Source organism: Saccharothrix sp. HUAS TT1, from assembly GCF_040744945.1.
Lineage (GTDB): Bacteria > Actinomycetota > Actinomycetes > Mycobacteriales > Pseudonocardiaceae > Actinosynnema.
This window is the reverse complement of sequence record NZ_CP160453.1, coordinates 7,427,311-7,449,591: the sequence shown is the minus strand read 5'-3', so window position 1 is coordinate 7,449,591 and position 22,281 is coordinate 7,427,311. Positions and strand designations below refer to the sequence as shown.

The 22,281-nt window shown below is 73.7% G+C and carries 20 protein-coding genes; 9 read left to right on the top strand and 11 right to left on the bottom strand.

Translation table 11 applies throughout. The features are described from left to right. Nucleotides 1-247 precede the first annotated feature (247 nt). A complete protein-coding gene (fxsT, locus tag AB0F89_RS32590) occupies nt 248-4,078 on the top strand; it encodes an FxSxx-COOH system tetratricopeptide repeat protein (RefSeq protein WP_367129549.1) in 3,831 nt (1,276 codons plus the stop codon). Here fxsT and AB0F89_RS32585 read toward each other — a convergent pair. After that, nucleotides 4,075-5,895, bottom strand: a complete 1,821-nt coding sequence (locus tag AB0F89_RS32585; protein WP_367129547.1) for an HEXXH motif domain-containing protein — start codon at nt 5,893-5,895, stop codon at nt 4,075-4,077. The two genes, fxsT and AB0F89_RS32585, sit on opposite strands and share 4 nt — an antisense overlap. Nucleotides 5,896-6,242: 347 nt before the next feature. Next, nucleotides 6,243-7,145 carry a hypothetical protein gene (locus tag AB0F89_RS32580; RefSeq protein WP_367129545.1) on the bottom strand — a complete coding sequence of 301 codons (903 nt, stop codon included), beginning with the start codon at nt 7,143-7,145 and terminating at the stop codon, nt 6,243-6,245. A gap of 116 nt (nt 7,146-7,261) precedes the next feature. Here AB0F89_RS32580 and AB0F89_RS32575 point away from each other — a divergent pair, with 116 nt between their 5' ends. Continuing rightward, on the top strand, nt 7,262-8,527 hold the full coding sequence (locus AB0F89_RS32575) for a hemolysin family protein (RefSeq protein ID WP_367129543.1): 1,266 nt from the start codon (nt 7,262-7,264) through the stop codon (nt 8,525-8,527). 34 nt (nt 8,528-8,561) lie between these two features. Here the strand turns inward: AB0F89_RS32575 and AB0F89_RS32570 are convergent, their stop codons facing one another. Further along, nucleotides 8,562-9,977: an aminopeptidase P family protein gene (locus tag AB0F89_RS32570; RefSeq protein WP_367129541.1), complete on the bottom strand. Its 1,416-nt coding sequence runs from the start codon at nt 9,975-9,977 to the stop codon at nt 8,562-8,564. A gap of 185 nt (nt 9,978-10,162) precedes the next feature. Between AB0F89_RS32570 and AB0F89_RS32565 the strand changes: the two genes are divergently transcribed. Further along, nucleotides 10,163-12,673: a hypothetical protein gene (locus AB0F89_RS32565; protein ID WP_367129540.1), complete on the top strand. Its 2,511-nt coding sequence runs from the start codon at nt 10,163-10,165 to the stop codon at nt 12,671-12,673. A 155-nt stretch (nt 12,674-12,828) separates the two neighbouring features. Further along, nucleotides 12,829-13,500 (top strand): DNA alkylation repair protein, encoded by a 672-nt coding sequence (locus AB0F89_RS32560; protein WP_367129538.1) that lies wholly within the window; start codon nt 12,829-12,831, stop codon nt 13,498-13,500. 52 nt (nt 13,501-13,552) lie between these two features. On the opposite strand, the gene AB0F89_RS32555 is transcribed toward AB0F89_RS32560, so the two are convergent. Next, a complete protein-coding gene (locus tag AB0F89_RS32555; protein WP_367129536.1) occupies nt 13,553-13,819 on the bottom strand; it encodes a GlsB/YeaQ/YmgE family stress response membrane protein in 267 nt (88 codons plus the stop codon). A 192-nt stretch (nt 13,820-14,011) separates the two neighbouring features. On the opposite strand from AB0F89_RS32555, the gene AB0F89_RS32550 reads away from it, so the two are divergent. Beyond that, the gene (locus AB0F89_RS32550; protein WP_367129535.1) at nt 14,012-14,578 is read left to right on the top strand and encodes an EF-hand domain-containing protein; all 567 of its coding nucleotides are present in this window, start codon (nt 14,012-14,014) and stop codon (nt 14,576-14,578) included. A 99-nt stretch (nt 14,579-14,677) separates the two neighbouring features. Here the strand turns inward: AB0F89_RS32550 and AB0F89_RS32545 are convergent, their stop codons facing one another. The 5 genes from AB0F89_RS32545 to AB0F89_RS32525 all read right to left on the bottom strand — a co-directional run bounded on the left by AB0F89_RS32545 (nt 14,678) and on the right by AB0F89_RS32525 (nt 17,607). Continuing rightward, the gene (locus AB0F89_RS32545) at nt 14,678-14,917 is read right to left on the bottom strand and encodes a hypothetical protein (protein ID WP_367129533.1); all 240 of its coding nucleotides are present in this window, start codon (nt 14,915-14,917) and stop codon (nt 14,678-14,680) included. Continuing rightward, nucleotides 14,914-16,275, bottom strand: a complete 1,362-nt coding sequence (locus AB0F89_RS32540; RefSeq protein ID WP_367129531.1) for a sensor histidine kinase — start codon at nt 16,273-16,275, stop codon at nt 14,914-14,916. The genes AB0F89_RS32545 and AB0F89_RS32540 overlap by 4 nt, the downstream gene beginning before the upstream one ends. Further along, on the bottom strand, nt 16,275-16,946 hold the full coding sequence (locus AB0F89_RS32535; protein ID WP_367129529.1) for a response regulator: 672 nt from the start codon (nt 16,944-16,946) through the stop codon (nt 16,275-16,277). The genes AB0F89_RS32540 and AB0F89_RS32535 overlap by 1 nt, the downstream gene beginning before the upstream one ends. Nucleotides 16,947-17,031: 85 nt before the next feature. Next, the gene (locus AB0F89_RS32530) at nt 17,032-17,307 is read right to left on the bottom strand and encodes an adhesin (RefSeq protein ID WP_367129527.1); all 276 of its coding nucleotides are present in this window, start codon (nt 17,305-17,307) and stop codon (nt 17,032-17,034) included. 12 nt (nt 17,308-17,319) lie between these two features. Then, nucleotides 17,320-17,607 carry a hypothetical protein gene (locus tag AB0F89_RS32525; protein WP_367129525.1) on the bottom strand — a complete coding sequence of 96 codons (288 nt, stop codon included), beginning with the start codon at nt 17,605-17,607 and terminating at the stop codon, nt 17,320-17,322. Nucleotides 17,608-17,844: 237 nt separating this feature from the next. On the opposite strand from AB0F89_RS32525, the gene AB0F89_RS32520 reads away from it, so the two are divergent. After that, nucleotides 17,845-18,216, top strand: coding sequence for a hypothetical protein (locus tag AB0F89_RS32520; RefSeq protein ID WP_367129523.1), 372 nt, complete (start codon nt 17,845-17,847; stop codon nt 18,214-18,216). A gap of 33 nt (nt 18,217-18,249) precedes the next feature. Here the strand turns inward: AB0F89_RS32520 and AB0F89_RS32515 are convergent, their stop codons facing one another. After that, nucleotides 18,250-18,429 carry a hypothetical protein gene (locus AB0F89_RS32515; protein WP_367129521.1) on the bottom strand — a complete coding sequence of 60 codons (180 nt, stop codon included), beginning with the start codon at nt 18,427-18,429 and terminating at the stop codon, nt 18,250-18,252. Nucleotides 18,430-18,562: 133 nt separating this feature from the next. Further along, a complete protein-coding gene (locus tag AB0F89_RS32510; protein ID WP_367129519.1) occupies nt 18,563-19,525 on the bottom strand; it encodes a DMT family transporter in 963 nt (320 codons plus the stop codon). Nucleotides 19,526-19,598: 73 nt separating this feature from the next. Between AB0F89_RS32510 and AB0F89_RS32505 the strand changes: the two genes are divergently transcribed. The 3 genes from AB0F89_RS32505 to AB0F89_RS32495 all read left to right on the top strand — a co-directional run bounded on the left by AB0F89_RS32505 (nt 19,599) and on the right by AB0F89_RS32495 (nt 22,211). Continuing rightward, nucleotides 19,599-20,510 (top strand): LysR substrate-binding domain-containing protein, encoded by a 912-nt coding sequence (locus tag AB0F89_RS32505; protein ID WP_367129517.1) that lies wholly within the window; start codon nt 19,599-19,601, stop codon nt 20,508-20,510. 166 nt (nt 20,511-20,676) lie between these two features. Next, the gene (locus AB0F89_RS32500; protein ID WP_367129515.1) at nt 20,677-21,498 is read left to right on the top strand and encodes a sensor histidine kinase; all 822 of its coding nucleotides are present in this window, start codon (nt 20,677-20,679) and stop codon (nt 21,496-21,498) included. Next, the gene (locus AB0F89_RS32495; protein ID WP_367129513.1) at nt 21,495-22,211 is read left to right on the top strand and encodes a response regulator transcription factor; all 717 of its coding nucleotides are present in this window, start codon (nt 21,495-21,497) and stop codon (nt 22,209-22,211) included. The genes AB0F89_RS32500 and AB0F89_RS32495 overlap by 4 nt, the downstream gene beginning before the upstream one ends. The last annotated feature ends 70 nt before the right edge of the window (nt 22,212-22,281 follow it).

Below are 22,281 nucleotides of genomic sequence, written 5' to 3'. Positions count from 1 at the left end.
CTCCAAACGGTGACGCAGTCGCTGATTCCACGGCACCCATCCGATTACCCGGGTCGCTCGGAATCGATTCACTTCGCCAATGCGCACCGCGGTCGAAGTCGGGCGCGCTGATCGCGACCAAGCCGTGGCCTGCCGATTCCGGCGCGCACCCGCGGGAATCCGCCCTCCGGTGCGGGCCGGGGCGTCGTGCCCGCACCGAGGGGTTGTGACGGTGCGCCCCGCGACCGAGGACGTCGGGGCAGGGACCGTGACCGGTCCGGACGCCCACGAGTGGGCGGCGGACGGCCTGCGGGACGTGCTCGCGCCCCTCCTCGGCCAGTCCCACGACATCACGATTGCCGTCGACGACGGCCCGGCGATGTCGATCTGGGCGCCCGAGGTCGAGACCTTCATCCAGGCCCTCACCGGATCGGGCGTCTTCGGGGAGGTCGCCGTGTGCGCGCTCGGCGTGGACGAGAGCGGTCGGGTGACGCTGCGCGGCGCGGACGGGGGAGAACCGCCGGACCTCACGGGTTCCGGGCGGCGCCTGCTGCTCGCCCTGACCGACGCGGTCGACCCGGCCTGGCGGTCGGGCGGCGCGTGGGAGGCCCTGCGCGAGCTGGGCGCCGCCCACTCCGTCGCCGTGGCCAGCCCGCTGCCGTGGTGGGCGGCCTGCCGCACCGGGCTCGACCTGCACCGCCTGCGCCTCAAGGCGTTCGAGCCGGGTGCGCCGAACCACGTCCACGAGTGGGAGCCCCAGGTCGACGTGCCCGGGCTGTACGACGACCTCGGCGACGTGGCGCCGGTCCCGTTCGTCGAACTGGCGCCGGCGGGTCTGCGCGAGTGGGCCAACCTCGCGGCGGCGACCGGGTGGGCGAACCTGGGCGCGGCCCTCGTGCCCGCCCCGCGGGAGCCGGTGACCGCGGTGTCGCCGCGCCAACCGGGTGACGTGACCGCCGGCGCCGCGGAACTCGTCGCGGCGTACTGCACCACCGCGTCGAAGGCGGCGTTCGACCTGGCCGTCCACCTGGCCGTCGCCCCGCTGGAGGTGCCGCTCCTCCTCCGCATCCTCGACCTGCTGCACCCCGACACCGACCGCGCCGCCCTCACCGAATTCCTCGGCGGCCCACTGGTCTCGATCGCGCCCGATGTGGTGAATGACAGCGAAAGCCGAGTGAAATTCGATTTCGTGGCGGAAGGTGTCCGGCAGGAACTGCTCGCGTACGGCCGCAGGATAGACACCGAGCGGGTGCGCAAGGTCGTGCGCCACTACCTGGAGGAACGTCGGCCTGGCGTGGTCGCGTTCGATTCCCCCCTGGACGAGGAACCGGTCCGGGTTGTCTCACCAATTGTCACGCCACCGCACGTGGCGGAAGCGGAACGGGCGCTGTGGGTCGCCTGGTCCGGAGTCCACTTGCGAAAGATCGACCCTGAGGTCGAGCCACAGCCGACCATCGGGAATGATACGAGCGGAGATTTGCCGGTTGGTGAAGGTGGCCGAACACGTGTTCGCAAGGGCACGGTTGATGTCGAGCGAAATGCAGGAGGAGTAGACGTGACTGCCGTCGAGCAGGAAGAAAGGAGAAGGACTCTCGCATCGCCCGTCTTCGGTGGCGTGCCACCGAGGAACGTCAACTTCACCGGGCGGGCGGACCTCCTCCAGGAGCTCGAACGGCGTCTCGTCCGGGGTGGGACCGCAGCCGTGCTGCCGGAAACGCTGCACGGCATGGGCGGTGTGGGCAAGTCGCACCTGGCGATCGAATACGCCTACCGCAACCGCCCGAACTTCGACCTGATCTGGTGGGTGCCGGCGGAGCGGTCCGTCAAGATCGTCAACTCGCTGGTGGAACTGGGCCAGCGCCTGGGCCTGGAAGGCGGCACCGAGGCGAACGTGGCCGTCCAGCAGGTGCTCGACGCCCTGCGCAGCGGCAACCACCCCAAGGTCCCGACCAACTGGCTGCTGATCTTCGACAACGCCGACAGCCCCGACGCCGTGCAGCAGTACCTGCCGACGGGCGGCACCGGGCGCATCCTGGTCACCTCGCGCAACTCGCAGTGGTTGAGCGTCGCGCGCCCGTTGGAGGTCAACGTCTTCCAGCGCGCCGAGAGCGTGCAGCTGCTGCGCCGCCGCGACCCCGAGCTGAGCGAGGAGGACGCCGGTCGGCTGGCCAAGGCGCTGGGCGACCTGCCGCTGGCCGTCGCGCAGGCGGCGGCGTGGCGGGTGGAGACCGGCATGCCCGCCGCCGAGTACCTGGAACTGCTCGCCGAGAAGCAGCTGGAACTGCTCAACGTCACCACCACGCTCGACTACCCCGAGTCGGTGGCGGCGATGTGGGACCTCTCGCTCAACGAGCTCAAGCGCAAGAACCTGTCCGCGTTGAGGTTGCTCCAGGTGTGCGCGTTCCTGGCGCCGGAGCCGATCAACCGCACCATGTTCACCTACAGCCGCAACATCACCGGCGTGCCGAACGAGTTGTCCCGGGTGCTGCGCGACCGCTTGCGGCTCAACGAGGCCATTCGCGACATCAACCGCTTCGCGCTGGTGCGCGTCGACCACCGCACCAACTCCATCGAACTGCACCGCCTCGTGCAAGCCGTGCTCATCAGCCAGATGAGCGAGGAAGAACGCGTGGTCATGCGCAACGCCGCGCACCTGATGCTGAGCGAGAACGACCCGGAAACACCGGAAGAGCCGGACAACTGGCCGGTCTACGTCGACCTGAGCGCGCACCTGGCCGCTTCCAACGCCTACGAGAGCGACGCCGAGCCGGTCCGATCGCTGCTCTACAACCAGGCCCAGTTCCTCTACCGGTGGGGCGAGCACAACCGCAGCGCCGAGTTGTCCGAGAGGCTTTACCGGATCTGGCGGGAAAGGCTGGGCGAGGACCACCCGGAAACCCTGCGGATGGGCCGCTGGTACGGCTTCATGCTCTGGGTGCAGGGCCGGTACGCCGAGGCGATCCCGCTGAACCTGGAACTGCTGGAGCGGCACCGCAGCACCTTCGGCGAGGAGCACGAGGAGACCATCCTGGCGATGGGGCAGGTCGCGGGGGACAAGCGGGCGGAGGGCGACTTCGTCGGCGCGCTCGAACTGTCGAAGCGCACCTACGACATCTGCGTCCGCTACCTCGGCGACGAGGACCCGGTGACCCTCAGCGCGGCGCACAACCTCGGCGTGAACCTCCGCCTCGTCGGCGACTTCGCCTCCGCCGTCAAGCTGGACGCCGACACCTGGGACCGCAGGGCCCAGATGTACGGCCAGGAGCACGAGGTGCCCCTCTTGACCCAGGTGGGCCTCACCCTCGACAAGCGCGAACTCGGCAACTACCGGGAGGCGTCCGCCGAGCACGAAGAAGTCGTGCGCATGTACGAACGGCTCAGCGAGGGGCGGCCGCTCAACCCGACGTGGCTGCGCGCCGTGCGCCACCTCGCCGTGATGCGCCGCAAGGCGGGTGACCACGAGGGTGCGATGAGCGCGGCCGAGACGGCGTTCGAGGGCCTGCGCCGGCGGTACGGCTTCGACCACGCCGAAACGCTCGCCGCCGCGCTGGCCCGGTCCATCGAGCTGAGGCATCTGGGCCGCCACGAGACCGCCGCGCAACTCGGGCAGGACACGCTGACCCGCTACGCCAAGACGTTGGGGCCCGACCACCCCCACACGCTGTCCGCCGCCGTCAACGTGGCGATCCTGCGCCGCTTGAAGGGCGACTTCGAAGGCGCGCGCGAACTGAACCAAGCCACGCTGGGCAGCTTCCGCGCCCGCCTGGGCGACGACCACCCCTCCACGCTGACCACCCGGATCAACCTGGCCAGCGACCTGCACGCGCTGGGCGACGCGCAGGCCGCCCACGACCTCGACGTGGAGGTGCTGAACCGCGCGACGGTGGTCCTGGGGGCCGACCACCCCACCACCCTGGCGTGCCAGGCGAACCTCGCGCAGGACCTCCGCTCGCTCGGGCGCACCGAGGAAGCGGACGCGCTGTACTTGCGAGCGGTGAACATGCTGCGCGAACGGCTCGGCAACCACCACCCCGCGGTGTCCGAGCGGAACGACCCCACCGTGCGGGCGAACTGCGACATCGACCCGATGCCGCTCTAACCGGCCGCTCCCAGCCACGCGGCGAGGCCCCGCACGTCGGGCGCCTCGCCGCCGGCGGCGATCCCGTTCCGCACGGCGCGGACGAGGTGCGGGTGTTCGAGCAGCGCCCGCGCCGCCGGTCCGGGGGACAGGTGTCGCAACGCGAGGCCGAAGCCGGACCAGGCGCCCGGCCGGTTCGAGCCCGCGCCGAGTTCGGCCGCGTACAGCGCCCGCGCGCGTTCGTGCTCACCCGCCACGACGGCGAAGTCCGCCTCCACCAGGTCGGGCGCCACTTCCCCCACGACGCCCGAGGGGTCCGCGCGCATCGCCTCGAACTCCGCGCGGTCGGCGAGCAGCACCCTGGTGAGGATCGCCTTGGCGTCCAACCTGGGCGGCTCGTCGGCGGCCACCACGGTCGGGCGGGGGACCCGGGTCGGCGCGGGCTCACCCGCGAACCAGCGTTCGACGCACTCCAGCACGTGCGCTCGCGGCGAGTGGAGGTGGGTGGCGCGCCAAGCCGCGCGGTGGTCGAGGGCGGCGGTCTCGGCGGCCGAGAGCAGGTCGGCCGGCACGGCGAGGTCCGCCACCGCCGCCAGCCGCTCCGCCAGGCGGTCCGCGAACCTCTGCCCCGCACGGGTGAGCGAAGGGTGGCGCCGGAGCGCGTGGAGCGCTTCCCCCACCTGGGTCCGGTACAGGGCGAAGTCGAAGTGCGCCAGGGCGGCGTCCGCCCCGCTCAAGCGCGCGCGTTGCCGCTCCCAGAACTCCACGACCGCCAGGAACGCGTTCACCCCCTGGTAGAGCCCGGACACCGGACGGGCGTCGTCGCGCCACGGCGCGTAGCAGGTGGTGGCCGGGTCCACCCTGGTCAGGGGTACCAGGTGGCCGACCGCGTTCAGCTTGCTGTGCTGGTACTCGTGCACCAGCGTCACCGCCAGCTGCAGGCCGTCGTGCGGTTCGGAGATGATCGCGGCGCCGTAGCCGTCGCTGACCGACCCGCTGTGCGGTCGGAAGCGGAAGGACGCCGGCCGGGGCGTGATCATCGACAGGCCGGTGGACAGCTCGCGGGCCCAGCGCGGGTGGTCCCGCTCCAGGATCGTCCACGCGTCGGTGAAGACCTCGTCCCACCGCGCCACCGCCGAATCGGACAATGGTTCGGGGCGCTGCGGCACGGTCAATCCGCGGTACGGCCCGGTGTCGTCCAGGTGGATGCGCGGCGCGGTGGCTCCGGCGGCACTTCCAAGAATGCGGTCCGGCTGCCACCGGATCGGATGGGCGCTACCGGTGCTGGTTTTCACCGTTAACCCCGAAGCATCCGAAACCAGTGTCCCGTGACCCCATTCGGTGGTCGCGTCGGGCACTCGCAGGGAGCCCACGCCGGGAAGCACCGCAATGCCATCCCACAGTGGAATCCCCATCGTGAAGCGCAATTCTGCGGATACGCCGGCCGCGGCCGCCAACAAGTGCAGGTGGCCGATGTGGAACCACGCGGGGGCGGTGTCGGTCGTCCGACCCCGGAGGCGGCGCAGGACGTGCGCCGCCCAGACCCCGACCTGCGGGCGCGACAGCAGGGCGGCCACCGCCTCCGGCCGGGCGCGCTCGGCGGCGACCAGGAGCTCCCACGCCTCGTCCACGTGCGGCAGCGGGTTGTCCGGTGAGCGGTGCTCACGGGCGTGGCGCAGCACCAGTCGCAGGGCGAGCGCGCGCCTGGTCCTGCCGACGTCGCGCAGCAGCGCGGAGCTGCCGTCGTCAGGTCGTCCGGACGCCAGGGCGTCCAACTGGTCCAGGGTGATCCCGTGGTTCGTCAGCGATGTCCCGTTCGTGGAGGTCGAGCCTGCCACCTCTGAGCCGCCCCTCGTCGTGGGCGCGGAGCCCGCTGGTCAGGAGTCGTGGCCGCCCGCGCTGACGCTGGCGTGGTCCACCTGTCTGAGGAAACGTTCCGTCGACGCTGCCAGGAGCTCGTCCTCGAATGCGTCCAAGGCGTCGAGAGGGACGTTCGTCAAGTCGACCAGACCGGAGTCGATCCGAATTGCCGATTCATCCACTAGCGGGCCTCCCGAGTCGGCCACCAGGTGGCGCTGCCCCCGGCGCGGTAAGGGTTTCAGCTCCGGCGGTATGACTCAGTGTAATGTCCGTGAAACGCAGCGGAAGAGGTGCGTATGGTGGTATTCAGTGCTGCCGGTGGCAACTAAACGCCACCGGTCCGTTGCGCCAACAGGGTGTCCAGTTCGGCCATCGCGGTGGCGTCGCCCGCGTAGAAGCGGATCGCTTCCAGCAGGGCTTTGAGCCCGCCGGGGTAGTTCGCGCACGTCCGGACGATGCTGACGGTGTCCGGTCGGTCCGCGGTGTGGCGGGGGACGGCGGCGGCGAACGGGAGTTCGCGCAGGACGAGGTCCCGGCCGTCGCGGGTGTCGAAGCCGGGGGTGCGCAGCATGACCTCGACGACCGGCTTCAGCTCCGCCAGGGTGAGGGCTCGCCGGTCGCCGGGCGCTGCAGGTTGGGGGCTCCCGAGGGGGTAGCCGTCCACCAGGCGCACCCACACGCGGGAGTGGACTTCCTTCACGTTGGCGGTGGCCTGTTGGTAGGCGTCCGGGCGGGCGGAGGGGTGGTGGTGGACGACCGCCTGGTAGAAGTGGTCCGAGGTGATCAGCACGAGGGTGGCCGTGGAGTCGCGCAGCGCGCGCTTGGCGTCGGCGGTGTCCAGGATGCGGTAGGTGAAGATCATCTCCGGGCTGGTCCGGCCGTGCTCGTCGTAGCGCACCTCGCCCGCGTGCACGGCCATCCGCAGTCGGAGCCGAGCACCGGCGGAGTGGACGTGGTTGTGCTCGCGCAGCTCGGCCACCAGCCGCTCGGGCAGCTGGTCGACCAGCACCGACTTGGGCACGTCGGCGGGCACCAGGACCAGCAGGCTGTCACCGGCGTCGTCCACCGCGGCCGGGTCCCACGGCAGGTCGCAGTCGGCGAACGCGCTCCTCATGACCTGGTACAGGCCGTCGCGCGCGGCGGTGCGATGGGGGGAGGTGCGGGTCGGGTCGCCGTAGGACTCCACGTCGACCACGACGAACGACCGGTGCGCGGCAGCCGACCCCATGTGACCTCCCCGGACATGTTGTAACCCAACGGGGGGCGCGAGGGCAGCGGCTCCACTCGAAATGACCAACGCGCCGGTAGCGTTGCGCTTCGGTCCGGTCTGGGTACGGAGTGGCTGTGGACGGGTACGGGTGGACCATCGCGCTGGTCGCGGTGCTGGTGCTGCTGAACGCGGTGTTCGCGGGCAGCGAGATGGCGTTGATCAGCCTCCGCGAGGGGCAGCTGCGGGCGTTGGAGCGTGACGACCGGGCTTCGGCGAGGACGCTGGTCCGGTTGGCCCGCGACCCGAACAGGTTCCTGGCCACCATCCAGATCGGCATCACGCTCGCCGGGTTCCTGGCCTCGGCGACGGCCGCGGTGTCGTTGGCGGCGCCGGTGGTGCCGCTGCTGTCGTTCCTCGGCGACGCGGCGAACGCGGTGGCGATCGCGCTGGTCACGGTGGTGCTGACGTTCCTGACCCTGGTGTTCGGCGAGCTGGCGCCCAAGCGGCTGGCCATGCAGTACGCGCTGCGCTGGGCGCTGCTGGTGGCCCGGCCGCTGCACCTGCTGTCGACCGCCTCGCGGCCCGCGGTGTGGGCGCTGAGCACGTCCACCAACGCGGTGGTCCGGCTGTTCGGCGGCAAGCCGGACGCCGAGTCCGAGCAGATGTCGGCCGAGGAGCTGCGCGAGCTGGTCTCCGCCCAGCGCGGCCTCAACGCCGAGCAGCGCATGATCATCACCGGCGCGCTGGAGATCAGCGAGCGCCGGCTGCGCGAGGTCCTGGTGCCGCGCCGGCTGGTGGTCACCCTGGACGCCGACCTGGACGTCCCGACCGCCCGCGCCGAGCTGGCCGCCTCGGGCCACTCCCGCGCGCCCGTCGCGCGCGGCGGCCACCTGGACGACGTCGTGGGCGTCGTGCACCTGCGCGACCTGCTCGTCGACGACGCCCGCCTGGTCGACGTGGCCCGGCCGCCGGTGGTGTTCCCCGACTCGGTGCGGGTGTCCGACGCGCTGCGCCGGTTCAAGGCCGAGCGGGAACAGCTCGGCCTGGTGGTGGACGAGCACGGCGCGGTCGACGGCATCGTGACGCTCGAAGACCTGCTGGAGGAGGTCGTCGGCGAGATCCTGGACGAGACCGACCGCGACCTGATGGCGGTCCGCAACGGCGCCGACGGCTCGCTCGTGCTGCCCGGCACGTTCCCCGTGCACGACCTGGCCGACCTCGGCGTCGAGCTGCCCGACGCGCCGGAGGGCGACTACACGACCATCGCGGGCCTGGTCCTGGTCCTGCTGGGGCGGATCCCGGAGAAGCCGGGCGACCGGGTCCAGGTGTCCGGCTGGGCGGTCGAGGTGCTGAAGGTGGAGCACCACGCGATCACGTCGGTGCGCCTGCGCAAGCGGTGACGGGCCTCCGGCGGGGAGGCCCGTCACCGGGGGACTAGCGACCGGCGGCCGCGACCCAGGACTCCAGGCCGGCCGCGTCGTGCGGCAGCGCGGCGGACAGCACGCGGTTGCCCTCGGGCGTCACCACGACGTTCTCCTCCAGCCGCACGCCGATGCCGCGCAGCTCCGGCGGCACGGTCTCGTCGTTCGGGTGGAAGTACAGGCCGGGCTCGACGGCCAGCGCCATGCCGACCTCCAGCGTGCCGTCGTGGTAGGCGGTGGAGCGGGAGTTCGCGCAGTCGTGCACGTCCAGGCCGAGGAAGTGCCCGACGCCGCACGTGATGTACCGGCGGTGGTGCTGGCCGTCCGGGTCGAGCGACTGCTCCACCGACACCGGCAGCAGGCCCCAGTCGTGCAGGCCCTCGGCCAGCACGCGCATCGCCTCGCGGTGGAACTCCCGGTACTCCGCGCCCGGCCGCACGACCGCCAGCGCCGCCGCGGACGCCCGCTCGATCAGCTCGTGCACCTGCCGCTGCGCCGGGCTGTACGCGCCGGACACCGGCAGCGTCCGGGTGATGTCGGCGGTGTAGAGGGTGTCCAGCTCGACGCCCGCGTCCAGCAGCAGCACCGCGTCCTCCGGCACCGGCCCGTCGTTGCGCACCCAGTGCAGCACCGGCGCGTGCGGCCCGGCGGCCACGATGGAGGCGTAGCCCGGCCCGTTGCCCGCGGTCCGGGCGCGCCGGTCGAACGTGCCCTGCAGCCACCGCTCGCCACCGCCCTTGACCGCGGCCTGCAACTCGGCGGCGACGTCGGCGAAACCGAGGACCGTGGCGTCCACCGCGGCCTGGAGCTGGCCGACCTCCCAGTCGTCCTTGATCCGGCGCAGCTCGGCCAGCACGGTGCGCAGCTCGCCGGCGTGGTCGGCGCCCGCCAGCGCGTCCAGTAGGGGGTCGACGCCCGCGGTCGCGTGCACGGCGGGCAGCCGGCCGCGCAGCGCCGACGGCAGCTCGTGCAGCGGCCGGCAGCGGACGCCCAGCGCCTCGCCCCACTCGGCCAGGCCGGGCACCGGGCCGATCCACAGCTCGCCGTCCCGGGCGTTGGCGAAGAAGTCCGGCTCGTCCGGCCCGGCGGGCGGGCGCAGGAACAGCTCCGCGTCGTGGCCGTTGGCCACCGGGTGCATCACCAGCACCGCGCCCTCGGCGGAGCAGCCCGTCAACCAGGAGAAGTCGCTGTCCGGCCGGAAGCCGTGGTCGGTGTCGTTGGACCGCACCGGCGCCCAGCCCGCCGCCACGGCGATGCGGGCGCCGGGCAGTGCGGCGCTGAGCCGGTCGCGGTGCGCGGCGGCGGCCTGCGCGGCGCCGGGCGCGACCCGGGCGGCGCGGTCGGCCGGACCCCAGCCGTGCTGGACGAACTCGCGGAACCCGGAGGCGTCGACGAGCTTGCTCGGGTCGCGGCGGGCGGGTTTGGTCACCGTGTGCAGCCTTTCGGGTCGTGGCCGTGAGCACGTCCGGGCGCGATCGGCGACCGGACGTCACCCAGGATGCTCCCACCGGCCGCTGAGTCGCCCAACCGGGTGGCTCACGACGTGAAACGGCTTGACCGGAGTGGGCGGTCCGGTAGGTATCACCACCACGGCTACCCACGGCAGGTGATCGCATGCGTCCCGAGGACGTCGTAGAACTGCGGGTGCACGGGGTGTCCGGCACCCCGCCGGAAGCGGTGCTCGGCGACCCGTTCCCCACGCCGGTCGCCGGTGACGACGTCGCCCGGTTCCTGCGGGCGGGCAAACCGGCGCGGGCGCTGTCCAGCGGGCGGACCCGGGTGGTCGAGGCGTTCCACTGGGGCCGGTTCACCTCGGGCGGCGCGAGCCGGGCGCTGTGGCTGGTGCTGATCCCGTTCGCGATCCTCAACCTGGCCCGGTACGCGCTGCTCGGCGCGAGCCGGTTCGCCGAGGCGGTGCTGCGGCTGCTCGGGCTGGTGCTGACGTGCATGCTGGTCACGGCCACCGCGTACGCGTCGCTGGAGCTGCTGGTGCGGCAGTGCGGCGGCACGGCGGCGTGCCGGGAGGCGAACCTGGGCCTCTTCGCCGGCTGGCCGTTCGGCGCGATGCTGCTGGCCGGTGCGGTCCCGCCGGTGCTGGTGATCAGCGTGCTGTGGTGGTTCGGCCGGCAGACGTTCCTGTACGAGCCGAGGGGCACCCACCACGTGTGGGAGACCCGCACGGGGAGCCTGGGCGACTACGCGTTCTGGCACACGTCGCCGCGCACGCCCGTGCTGCGTGACGCGCACGTGGCGGCGGCGTGCGCGGTGGTCGGCGTGCTGTTCGCGGGCGCGTTGCGGACGGCGCAGCCGGACCGGCCGGCGGAGGCGCTGTCCTGGGCGGTGGTCGGGTTGGGCGTGCTGGTGCTGCTGTGGGCCGTCGGGTGCGTGGCGGTGGCGCCGGACCGGCGGGAGGTGAACTCGCGGGCGCTCAAGTGGGCAGCCGCGGGCTACCTGCTGCTGGCGGCGGGCCTGGCGGCGGCGCTGCTGTGGCGGGCCCCGACCGGCGCGACCGGGTCGGTGCCGCCGCTGGCCGGGTTCGAGGCGGTGACGAACGCCCTGTCGGCGGCGGCGGCGCTGCTGCTGGTGGTGCTGGTCGGGGCGTGCGCCCGGTTGCGGCGCTCCGCGCGCGGGGTCGAGCTGATGGTGGCGGACAAGCGGTTCCGGCCGCTGTGGCACGGGTACGGGGCGGTGGTGATCGCGGCCGTCGCCACCACGTTGGCGGTCGGGTTCAGCGGCGGGCTGGCGTACCGGGTGGTGGACTGGGTCGGCGACCCGGTGCCCGGCGCCGGCCGGCCGGGGCTGGTGCTGAGCACGAGCTACCTGGTCGGCGCGGACCTGTGGGGCGTGCTGGCGATCGCGTTCCCGCTGCTGGTGGCGCCGGTCGTGGCGGCCATGGTGCGGCAGGTGTCGAGCGCGCTGGTGCTCGCGGCCGGGTCGGCGGCCGCGGCGGTGGCGGTGGTGCTGCGGTGGGCGGCGGCGCCCGGGTGGGCGTTCTGGGCGGCGGTGGCGGTCGCCGGGCTGCTGCACGTGGTCGGCGCGGTCTCCTGCGTGCGCCACGCGGTGGGCGCCGCGGTCCGGGACGGCGTGGTGGCCGACTACCCGGGACGCCCCGACCGGCCCGGCATCGGCAAGGTCGCGTTCACCCAGCGGCTGGCGTCGGCGAAGTACCGCTACCACTGGCTGCTCGGCGCGGTCGCGCTGCTGGGCGGCGTGCTGGTGGCGGCGGGCGGCGGCATCGCGCTGGCCAGGCTGGCGCACCCGGACTGGCGGGCCGCGCCGCCGCCGGGGCTGGCCGACTGGCTGTCGACCCGGCCCGCCGAGGAGCTGGGCGCGCTGGGCAGCCTCGTGGTGTCGGGCGTGGTGCTGGTCTTGCTGCTGCTGGGCGTCCGGACGTGGCAGAACCCCCGGATGCGCACGGTGGTCGGCGTCGTGTGGGACCTGGTGGCGTTCTGGCCCCGGGCGGCGCACCCGATCTGCCCGCCGCCCTACGGCGGCCGGGCCACCATCGAGCTGACCTCGCGCGCGGTCCGGCTGGCCGGGCACCACGACGTGGGCGCGGTCGTGCTCTCGGGGCACAGCCAGGGCAGCGTGGTGTGCTTCGCCGCGCTGTCGTTGCTGCGCCGGGAGAGCGAGCGGCCCGACCCGGCCGACGGCGAGCGCTACATCAGGCAGGCGGACGCGGCCGCCGCGCTGCGCCGGGTCGGCCTGGTCACCTACGGCTCGCAGCTGCAGTGGGCTTACTCGCGGCTGTTCCCGCACCACCTCGGCCGGGCCGCGCTCGCCGACCTGCACGACGAGCTGGGCGACCGGTGGTGGAACGTGCACCGGCTGACCGACCCGCTCGGCGGCCCGGTGCAGGTGTGGCCGGAGACGGCCGAGGAGCAGGTGTGCGCCGACCCGGAGCTGTGGGGCGTCCGCTGCGGCAACGACGTGCGGCTGCGCGACCCGGAGTTCCTGGACCCCCACCCGGACCGGGTCGCCTCGCCGCTGCGCGGGCACAGCGACTACTACGACGACCCGGTGTTCGACGAGGTGGTGGCGCGGGTGGCCGACGCCGTCGCCAGGCCGCGCACCACCGTGGTGATCGACGGCCTCGCCCTGTCGGCCGACCCGCTCGGGTCCTGAGCGCCGGTTCGGCGGGCACGCCGGGGCGACCCGTGCGCGAGCCGAGGGGGTGGCCGGCAGGATTCGCGGCGACGGGGCGGCTGCGGGCTGCCGGTCGACCTGGCCGGTGACGACGGCGCCGCGCCGCGACCGGTGGAACTGATCGGGGGGACCGGGTGGGCGGGACGACGGCGGCCGAGGTGCCGGCCGAGCTGGCCGCGCTGGAGGACCCGCGGGCGCGCGAGGTGAACGAGAAGCACGGCGACGACCACGGGGTGAACCTCGGCAAGCTGCGCGCGCTCGCGAAGCGGTTGAAGACGCAGCAGGAGCTGTCGCGCGAGCTGTGGGCGACCGGTGGCACGGCGGCGCGGCTGGTGGCACTCCTGATCTGCCGGCCGAAGGCGTTCGAGCGCGACGAGCTGGACGCCATGCTGCGCGGGGCGCGGGCGCCCAAGGTGCACGACTGGCTGGTGAACTACGTGGTGAAGAAGCACCCGGGCGTCGAGGAGCTGCGCCTGGCCTGGTCCGCCGACCCCGATCCGGTGGTGGCGAGCGCGGGCTGGGCGCTGACCACCGACCGGGTGGCCAAGAAGCCCGAGGGCCTGGACCTCGCCGGGCTGCTCGACGTCATCGAGGCGGAGCTGCGCGACGCCCCGGACCGCCTCCAGTGGGCGATGAACCACTGCCTGGCGCAGATCGGGATCGACCACCCCGACCACCGGGCCCGCGCGATCGACATCGGGGAGCGGCTGGAAGTCCTCAAGGACTACCCGACGCCGCCGAACTGCACGTCGCCGTTCGCGCCGGTCTGGATCAACGAGGTGGTGCGCCGGCAGCACGAGCGGTGACGAAGAGGCCCGCCACCCCGATCGGGTGGCGGGCCTGCGCTGTGGTCGTTGGTTACCGGACGCTGGTCCGGCGCCGGCCGCCGGCGATGCCCTCGGCGACGCCGATGAGCAGCACCGAGGCGATCACGGCGATGATGAAGCCGAGCGCGTTCAGCTCGAAGACGTCGCCCGTCCCGAGCAGGTTCGCGATGGTCCCTCCGATGACGGAGCCGACCAGCCCCAGCAGCAGCGTCGCCACGATGCCGAGGTTCTGCTTGCCGGGCTTGATCAGTCGGGCGAGCGCGCCGATGATCAGACCGGCGACGATGAACCCGATCACGTCACCCTCCTGGTGGTCGATGGCCTTGCTCCACTCGGCTACCCGACCGGGTAGCCGCTCAACCGTCCGTCACGAACGCGGCCACCCGATGCGGTGAGTGCCAACCCGTCACGGTCTGTCACCCGTTCACCGGTTGCGCCTCCCTCCGGCGCGCCCGAGCATGACCGGGTCACGAACCGACGGGGAGGGCCAATGCCGGCACCTGATCTGCTCACCGCCAAGATCGGCCACGGGTTCGACCACCTGGACGTCGACGGGGACGGTCGGCTCACCGAAGGCGACCACGTCCTCATGGGCAAGCGGGTCGCCGAAGCCGTCGGGCACCCGCCGGGCTCCCCGGCCGAGCAGGAGATCGTCGACGCCTACCTGCGGATCTGGCGCGAACTGCACGTGCCGCACATCCCCGGCGGCGGCGACGCGATCACCCGCGAGCAGTTCCTGGCCTCCACCCGCACGCTGGCGGGCGACCCGGCGGCGGCGCGGGCCACGGTCGGCGCGATGGCCGCGGCGTTCCTCGACATCGCCGACCTCGACCAGGACGGCCGGGTCGGCCCGGCGGAGTTCCTGGTGTTCCAGCGCGGCCACTTCCCCGGCCTGACCGAGGCCGACGCCGCGGAGGCGTTCGCGCACCTGGACCGCGACGGCGACGGCCACCTGTCCGCCGAGGAGTTCATCGGGGCGGCCGTCGAGTTCTGGTCCAGCGAGGACGCCGAGGCGCCGGGCAACTGGTGGATGGGCCGGCCCTCGTACCCGACCTGATCGGGGGCGCCGGGGGCCGCTGGAGTCGGCCGCCGACGCCTTCGAGGCGCGACCCGACGACGTGAAGGTGGTCGTCACCCTGGACGGGGCCGCTGACGCTCACCCCGCCGGAGGTGTCGTCGGCGTGGTGGCGGTCGGTGTCGTGGCGGTCGGTGTGGGGGAAGTCGACGGGGAAGTCGGCGTGGTGGGATCGGGTCGCTGGGTGACGGTCGGTGTCGGCGCGGGCGCCACCGAGGAGGTGGGCAGCGGGCGCGGCTCGCTCTGGGTGGTGACGCCGCACGCCGTGAGCGCGCAGCAGGCGGCCAGCAGCGCGGTGGTCCTCGACGCGGCGTTCCTCACGGTCGCGCCTCCGGGATCTCCACCACGAAGCGGGCGCCGCCGCCGGGCCGCTCCTCGACCCACACCGACCCGCCGTGCAGCTGGACGTGCTGGGCGACCAGGGCGAGACCGAGGCCGCTGCCGGTGTCGGTGCCGCGGCTGCCCGCCCGCGTGCCCCGGTCGAAGCGGGTGAAGATGCGGTCGCGCAGCTCCGGCGGCACGCCGGCGCCCGCGTCGTCCACCTCCAGCCGCGCGTGGCCGTCCCGGGTCAGCACCGCGACCCGCACCGGGCCGCCCGCGTGCCGCTCGGCGTTGTCGAGCAGGTTGTTCACCACCCGGTCCAGCCGGCGGCGGTCGCCGAGGACCTGCGGACCCGGCGGGACCGGCCGGTCGGGCGCCCCGGCGCCGGGGCGCGAGCCGAGGACGTTGTCCACCAGCGAGGCGAGGTCGATGACCTCCAGGTCGGTGTCGTCGGCCTGCTGGTCGCCGCGGGAGATCTCCAGCAGGTCGACCACCAGGCCCGCGAACCGGTCGACCTCGGAGGTCAGCAGGTCCAGCGCGCGGCCGGCGGTGCCGGGCACCTCGGCGCGGCGGCGGCGCAGGACCGCGGCGGCGTTGACCATGGTGGTCAGCGGCGAGCGCAGTTCGTGGCTGACGTCGCCCGCGAACCGGGCGTCGCGGAACACGCGCTCCTCCAGCGCGTCGGCGGTGGTGTTGAACGTGCTCGCCAGGTGCGCCAGGTCCGGGTCGGTCTGGGTGGGCAGGCGCGCCTTCAGGTCGCCGCCCGCGATGAGCGAGGCGGCCCTGGTCAGCTCGCTCAACGGGCGCAGCGCGCGCCTGCTCGCCCACGACCCGAGCGCCACCCCGAGCAGCCCGCTGACCACGGCGCCGGTGATCAGCAGGATGCTGAGGAACCGGAACGTGCGGTCCAGCTGCACCAGCGGCGCGAGTTCGACGTAGGCGCCCTCGGTCGAGCTGATGGGCAGGCTCACCGCCAGCACGGGTATCCCGTCGACGGCCAGCCGCTGGGAGGCGGGCGTGCCGCGGCGGCCGAGGTCGACCAGCCCGTCGGGCAGCACCTGCGGGTCGACCTGCCGCCCGCTGGTCAGCACCCGGCCCGGCCGGTAGAGCAGGACGGTGGAGTCCGGCCCGGTGGTCAGGCCGGTCAGCAGGTCCTCCAGCCCGGCGGAGCCGGTGCGCAGCGCCTCGTCGACCAGCCGCACGTTGACCTCGGCCTGCCGGGTGGCGCTCTGCTCGCGCTGGCGCTGCATGTACCCCGAAGCCAGGTTCCACACCAGCACGGCGAGCGCGCTGGTCAACAGCATTGAACCCAGGCCGAGCACCAGCGCTACGCGCCAGCGCAGCGACAACCGGGGCATCAGGTGTCCACCCGGTAGCCGACCCCGCGCACGGTGACGACGAGCTTCGGGTCGTCCGGATCGGACTCGACCTTGCGGCGCAGCCGTCTGACGTGGACGTCGAGCAGGCGGGTGTCGCCGAAGTAGTCGTAGCCCCAGACCCGTTGCAGCAGCTGCTCCCGGCTGACCACCCGGCCCTCCGCCGAGGCCAGCTCGACCAGCAGCCGGAACTCGGTGCGCGTCAGGTGCACCTCCGCGCCCGCGCGCAGCACGGTGTTCGTCTGCGGCTGGACCTCCAGCTCGCCGACCCGCAGCACCTCGTCCTGGCGGCCGGTGCGGCGCAGCAGGGCGCGGATCCGGGCCGCCAGCACGCTGGCCACCAGGGGTTTGGTGACGTAGTCGTCGGCGCCCGCTTCGAGGCCCGCGACGACGTCGGCGGCGTCGGTGCGGGCGGTGACGATGATGATGGGCAGGTCGCCGCGGGCGCGCAGGGTGCGGCAGACCTCCAGGCCGTCCACGCCGGGCAGCATCAGGTCCAGCAGCACCACGTCGAACGTGGCCGTCTCCAGGAGCGCGAGGGCGTCCTCGCCCGACACCGCGTCGGTGACCGTGAAGCCCTCGTCGTCGAGGGCGAGCCCGAGGGCCTGCCTGATGTGTTCGTCGTCCTCGACCAGCAGCACGGAGAGGGTCATGGTCCGATTCTCGGCGCGGAGGGCCGGTTCCGCCGCACCGCGGCCCGGCCCGACCACGAGGTCGCCCACCGGTTCCACCGCGCGGTCAGTGCTTGTGGTTGAACGCGAAGCGGAACCGGCCGTCGACGTCCATGCGCACGTCGAGCAGCTTGTCGCTCAGGTGGCGGGCCGCGGCCGGGGCGAGGAAGACCAGGCCGCCGGTCGGCGAGGCGACCACCTCGTCGTGCGTCACGGGTCGGGCGGCGATGGCCAGGGTGATGGCCCGCACGCCGTCCCGGTCGGCCCAGTCGATCCGCAGGCCGCCCGCGCCGCCGGCCAGCCCGCCGATCACCGCGCCCGCCGCGTGGGTGATGTCCAGCAACGTCGGTTCCTCTCAGGCTTGGGGGTAGACGCCGAAGTGGACCCGGCCCGCGTAGCGCTTGCGCACGTCCAACACCTTGTCCGACAGGGCTTGCGCGGCGCGGGGGTCCAGGAAGACCCGCGTGCCGCCGCCGGCGACCACCACGTCGTCGGCCGCGGGGTGCGGCTGGATCGACAGGTCGAAGTCGCGGTCGTGCTCCCGCGCGGCGGTGGCGATCCGCAACCCGCCCTCGGGGCCCGCCCCGGTGGCGGTGGTCAGCTCTTCGATGGCTTGCGCGGCCGTGGTGTCGATGTCCAGCACCGCTCGGTCTCCCTCCGTCGGTGGGGTCTGCTCGTCGCCGACACTAGGTTCCCGCTGCCGCGTTCGGCCGGTTTCGCCTTGCTCCGCAAGGAGATCGTCAGGATCGGGCCCGGTGGGCGGGAGATCGCAAGGAGGTCGTCAGGTTCCGCCGCGTCCGGGGGTGGGAGGCTGGGAGGTGTTCCGGCCCGATCCCCGGTCATGCGCGCGGCGCCACGACGAGCGCGCGGGAGGTGCGCTGTGGACGACGGCGACGAGGTCGTGCTGGTGCTGCACGACGACGGTTCGCCCGTCGGCGAGGTCGCGGCCTGGCTGCGCCGCTGCCTCGACGGCCGGTCGCGCTCCGACGTGGTGCTGGTCGGTGTCGTCGTCGGCGAGCTGTACGACAACGCGTGCCGGCACGGCGCGCCGCCCTACGTCATCGAGCTGGTCCTGGACCGCCACCACGACGTGCTGACCGCCGGCGTGACCAACCGGGCGCCGCGGGCGTCGTCGGCGTGGCGGCGGAAGGCGGGTCTGCTGCTGGTGGAGGCGCTGAGCGAGCAGTGGGGCGCGCTGGACCGCGGCACGACCACGACCGCCTGGGCCGAAGTCCTGCTGGACGACGGCTGATCGGTGGGGCCGCGGTCGGCCGCGCGGGGCCCGTCAGGTGCGCCCGGTGATCATGGCGTCCAACCGGTGCTGGGCGAGGCGGTGCAGCATCTCGGCCAGTGCCTCCGGTTGGACGCGGCCCTCCAGGTCGAGGCGCGCGTCGGCGACGGTCTGCTGGACGATCCGCCTCGACACGCGACCGCTGAACTCGGCGGCGAGCGTTCCGACGGCCACGTCGCAAAAGGGGTCCCGCTGGTGGTGCTCGACTGCCACGGCTGCTCCCGTTCGTCTCGGCTCGACGCCCATCCTCCGCTGGACGCGCGGGAGGTTGACCTGACGAGTGGCTGACGATCGAGCCGGCCGCCCGTCAGGGCTGCGGGAGGCGTGACCCGGTCGCTCGACCCGGGTCGGTCCGGTGCTCGTCGGTCCGCCGCCGGGCCGTGCCGACGAACGCCACCGACGCGATCACCACGAGGCAGCCCACCAGCTGCGCCCCGCTGGGCCGCTCGCCGAGCAGCGCGATGCCGAGCAGGACCGCCGCCACCGGTTGCAGCAGCATCAGCGTCGCGCCGGTCGAGCTGGGCAGCCGGGGCAGGGCGGTGGAGATCAGCATCCAGCCCACGACCTGGCCGACCAGCGCCAGGGCCAGCAGCCACCCGAGGGCGGGCCACCCCGGCGTGAGGTCCAGCCGGTCGGTGGGCACGCCGATGGTCACGGCGACCACGCCCGCGGACACCGTCGCCAGGCACAGCGTGTGCTCCCGCGCGCCGGGGCCGGTGCTGTGCCGGATCATCAGCAGGTAGGCGGAGTAGCCGACGCCCGCGCCGAGGGCGAGGGCCGCGCCGAGCACCGGGTCCGGGCCGAACGCGGGCGTCCCGGCGAGCCCGCCCGCCAGCACGATGCCGCCCAGCAGCATGGGCACCGCCAGCAGGAACCGCCCGGACGGCCGCTCGCCGTGCACCAGGAACGCCACCGCGGGCACGATGACCACCTGCACCGACAGGATCACCGTCGCCACGCCCGCGCCGACGAGCCCGATGGCGTCGCCCCACAGCACGAAGTCCACGCCGAGGCCGACACCGGCCAGCAGCGGCAGCAGGACCCGGCGGCGGGCCGTGCCGCGCCTGCGCTCCCACCACACCAGCGCCAGCAGCACCGGCAGTGACATCAGGCAGCGCCAGAACGCGCTGGTGCTGCCGCTGGTCCCGGACACCTTGATGAACACCGACGACAGGGCGATGCACAGGCTGCCACCGGCGGCGAGCAGGACCGGGTTGGCCCGCCGCGGCGACGGCAGGCGCACGGCGGCGCGTGCTGCGGTAGTGGTCACCCGCTCAGCCTCGGCGATCGGACCGTGAAGGACCAGCGATTCTTCCTGCACGGAACCCGGTAGCATTGCTTCCGTGTTCGGGCTGGAGCGGCTGCGCGCGCTGCACGCCGTGGCGACGCACGGGACGGTCGCCGCGGCGGCCACCGCGCTGCACCTGACCCCGTCCGGCGTCTCCCAGCAGCTCGCGAAGCTGGAGCGGGAGGCCGGGCAGCACCTGCTGGAGCCGCACGGCCGCACCGTCCGCCTGACCACGGCGGGGCACGTGCTGGCCCGGCACGCCGCGCTCGTCCTCGCCCAGGTCGAGCAGGCCCGCGCCGACCTGGAGCTGCTGCGCGAGGACGTCACCGGCACGGTGCGCGTCGGCGCCATCCCCACGACCGTGCACGCCCTGCTGCCGCCGGCGCTGGCGCTGCTGCGCGACCGGCACCCCGGCCTGGCGGTCACCCTGGAGGAGGGCGAGGCCGAGGACACCCTGCCGCGGATCGTGGCGGGCGGCCTCGACGTGGCGGTGCTGGAGAGCTGGGAGCACCGGCCGGTGGCCGTGCCGCCCGGCACGTCCCGCACGACGCTGCTGCACGACGTGGCCGACCTGGTGCTGCCCGCGTCGCACCGGTTGGCGCACCGCAAGGTCGTGGACCTGGCCGAGGTGGACGACATCCCGTGGATCGGCTGGAGCGCGGGCTCCGGCTGCCTCGACTGGCTGCTGCACGTGCTGCGCCGGCACGGCGTGGAGCCCCGGATCACCTGCGCCATCGGCAACTACCCGACGCAGCTGGCCCTCGTCGCGGGCAACGTGGGCGCGGCGGTCGTGCCCCGGCTCGGCCGCGACTCGGTGCCCGACGGCGTGCGCGTGCTGGCCACCCGCCCCGCGCTCAACCGCACCATCCACGCCGTGGTCCGGTCCGAGGACGTCGACCGCGGCGCGATCCGCGCCTGCGTGGACGCCCTCACCGCCGCCTCGGACCGCTTCCAGCACCTCGTCTGAGCCTCCTCCCGGCCGGATCGGGCGATCGGTGGTCGCCGGCCCGACCAGCGCCGGAGGTGAGCTGATCCGGACGGGTGGTGGCCCGGCCGTTCCGGCCACCACCGGCGACCGGATCTGGCACCGTCGGACCCGGCGGGTCCCACGTCGGGCCCGCCGGGGTTCGACGGTGGAGGGGGACGGGGTGGACGCCGGCTGGTGGTCGCTGGTGGCGGCGCTGGGCGGCGGGTCCGTCGGCGCCCTGCTGACCGGCGTCCTGATGCGACGGGCGGCGGGCGCCCGGGTCGCGCAGCTGGCCCAGCTGGAGCAGCTGGTGGAACGGCGGGCGGAGCAGGTGACGGCGCTGAGCCACGAGCTGCGCACGCCGCTGAGCATGGTCAAGGGCGCGGTCGACCTGCTGCGCGAGGGCACGCCCGGTCCGCTGACCACCGAGCAGGAGCGCTTCCTCCAGGTGGTGGACCACCAGTCGACGCAGGTGATCGCGCTGTGCGAGAGCCTGCTGCTGCAGGCGAAGATCGAAGCCGGGCTGTTCACCGCCCGACCGGAACGGGTGGACGTCTCGACGGTCGTCCGCGACGTCGTCACCGCGATGCGGCCCCTGGCCGCGCAGCGCGGGCAGCGGATCAGCCTGGACGTGCCGCAGGCCACGCCGCTCATCCCGGCGGACCCGATCCTGCTCACCCAGGCCATGACCAACCTGCTGTCGAACGCGAGCCGGTTCACCACCACGGGCGGCCACGTCGACGTGCGGGTCATGGTGATCGACACCGGTGTCGCCGTGTACGTCACCGACGACGGCGCCGGGATGACGCCACCCGAGCGGGGCAGGCTGTTCCACCGCTTCGCCACCGGGCGGCCGCTCGCGGACGGGACCGGGCTCGGTCTCGTCATCACCAAGACCATCGTGGAGCTGCACGGAGGCAGGATCATGGTGCACACCGCCTCGACCAGGGGCACGACGTTCCTCTTCACCCTGCCGGGCAACCCGTGACCGGCCCGGTCGAGGCGGGGTCGGCCGGGCCGACGGCGCTGGTGGTCGACGACGAGCCGCAGATGACGATCATCATCGAGTTCGCCCTGCGCACCCAGGGGTTCACCGTGCTGACCGCGAACGACGGCGCGACGGCGTTGAACCTGCTCCGGTCGCGGGCGATCGACCTGGTCGTGCTGGACGTGCTGATGCCCGCGCTGGACGGGCTGGCGCTGTGCCGGCGGATCAGGGCGCGGTCCGAGGTGCCGATCATGCTGCTCACCGCCCTGTCGCAGCACGACGACGTCATCACCGGGCTGGAGCACGGCGCCGACGACTACGTGACCAAGCCGTTCCACCCCCGCGAGGTGGCGTTGCGGGCGCAGGCGCTGGTGCGCCGCAGGCACGGCGCGGGCGCCGGGATCAGGGTCGGCGAGCTGGTCGTGGACCCGGCCACCCGGACGGCGACGCTCGCCGGGCACCGGCTCGACCTGCCGTTCACCGAGTTCAAGCTGCTCACCCACCTGGCGGCCCGGCGCGGCGTGCCCCAGTCGTGGCAGGACCTGCTGCGCGAGGTGTGGGGCACGGCGGACCTGCTCGGCGGCCGGGACGTCGTCAAGTCGACCATCTACCGGCTGCGGTCCCGGCTGGCCGAGGCGCCGGGCGGCACGGCCTACATCCGCACGCTGCGCGGTGTCGGCTACCTGATGCCGGATCTGGCGGCCGACGCGTGACCGACCGCGCCGACCGCGCCGGGCTCCCCGGTGACAGGGGTGTCACCAACGCTCACCTCGCCATCACCGG

Coding starts and splice junctions, on each gene's coding strand:
- AB0F89_RS32565 (WP_367129540.1), top strand. CDS start 10,163: ATGCGTCCCGAGGACGTCGTAGAACTGCGGGTGCACGGGGTGTCCGGC.
- AB0F89_RS32540 (WP_367129531.1), bottom strand. CDS start 16,275: ATGCCCCGGTTGTCGCTGCGCTGGCGCGTAGCGCTGGTGCTCGGCCTG.
- AB0F89_RS32580 (WP_367129545.1), bottom strand. CDS start 7,145: ATGGGGTCGGCTGCCGCGCACCGGTCGTTCGTCGTGGTCGACGTGGAG.
- AB0F89_RS32535 (WP_367129529.1), bottom strand. CDS start 16,946: ATGACCCTCTCCGTGCTGCTGGTCGAGGACGACGAACACATCAGGCAG.
- AB0F89_RS32550 (WP_367129535.1), top strand. CDS start 14,012: ATGCCGGCACCTGATCTGCTCACCGCCAAGATCGGCCACGGGTTCGAC.